Source organism: Nostoc sp. (genome assembly GCF_036917815.1).
Taxonomy (GTDB): Bacteria; Cyanobacteriota; Cyanobacteriia; order Cyanobacteriales; family Nostocaceae; genus Nostoc.
On the sequence record NZ_JBALEK010000080.1, the window covers coordinates 1 to 1,539 of the forward strand.

1 pseudogene is annotated in these 1,539 nt (G+C 30.0%); it reads right to left on the reverse strand.

The features are described 5' to 3' along the window. A pseudogene (locus V7K97_RS24180) lies at window positions 1–1,321 on the reverse strand (IS1634 family transposase); the annotation flags it as partial. Between the last annotated feature and the right edge of the window lie 218 nt (window positions 1,322–1,539).

The following is a 1,539-nucleotide window of genomic DNA, read 5'->3' on the forward strand; positions in this document are numbered from 1 at the left end:
GATTTTTAACAAAAAGACTATCTGCAAAAAATAGAGGATCTTTTATAAATCTAAATCCTCGTTCTGATGATTGCTGTTGTTTATATATTCTCAGAATATCTGGGGCTGATAACTCTGTTATATCTAAAATATTAGTTCCTAAAATAAATCTCCCAGCTTGGTTTTCATTTGACGCAATTAATTCCTGATTTTCTCTCAATTCACTTTCAACTTTATAAATTACTTTCTCATCTTTGATTTTTCGCTCAATAATTTTTAGTTCAGAGATTTGGTGATATTTTAGTTTGGACTCAAGTTCTTTAATTTTAGATTCGGCTATTGATGGCTGTTCAAATTCATCTCTGACTAACTTAACTAGTTGTTTTCCAACTTTTAGGGCTTCTTCTTGGATTTTTTGGGTTAATTTGTTTAAATCTGCTTTTTTTCTGTCTGCACTTTCTACTAATATCCATCTTTGCTCTATTCCCCCATAGCTCACTTTTTCTTCTTTATAGCTATATCCTTTTATTTCACTTTCTTTCAGTTCCTCACTCAAGTATGATTTCACTAAGATTTTAGCTTTTTTCAGGGATAATGGAACTCGACTTATCCATTTTATATTCTCCATCAATTTTAAATTATTTGCGCTATATAAAGCACTATCAGCTACCATAATACTTTCAAAATCTATTTGTTTAGAATACTCTACTAAAATTTTTCCAAAAACAGCTTTATCTGATTCATTTCCCGATGCTCCTCTAAAAAATAAGGGAATATCTCCATCACTACTTACAATTAAATCTAAAATACATTGTTTGAGATCCGGTCTGTGGTCACGAGAGTACCCATGTGTGATTATAATAGGATTTTCTGTGATTATTTCTAATTCTTGATCATGATGATTTAGGCGATTATTGTATTCTCCATGTAAATGTAATGAGGTTGAATCTAAATGAGAATATTTGGTTGATACTTCATATTTTTTGGCGACTGATAAAGCAATTGTTAAGAATATCTTGGTTAGCCCATATTTATATAACTTATCCATTACTCTACCTAATTTATCATCATTTAAATCTGATGCTTTAATTCCTGCTCCTCATAAATTTTCTAGTGCTTGATCATCAAAAAATTGAGAAAACAAATATAATGGTTTCGAGACAAAACCCAGCCCATTGAGAATAATTGCTTTGACTACTTCTCCTGTATTGATGTTTTCTCTACTATCAATTGAGAAGATATTATTGATTTTTTCGACAATTCCTATATCATCAATTATTCCTGCCACTATTCCTAAGTGATCTAAGTTTTTACTCTCAAATTCTTCTTTTTGGTAATCCATATTTTTGGTGAAGTTTTCTTTTGTCAAAGCTAATTCTTACTCATTCTCTCACTTTTTTATTTTGAATTTAGTCTCTACACCTGACTAATTTCAAGCAATTATCGATGCCTGTGATCCTGTTTATATTAATTACTAAGTGCTTTAGGTGTTTTTATGTAAAATTTATAGAAGCTTTTAATATCAGTATTTATACTACAAAATGAAGTGCGGAATGTGGG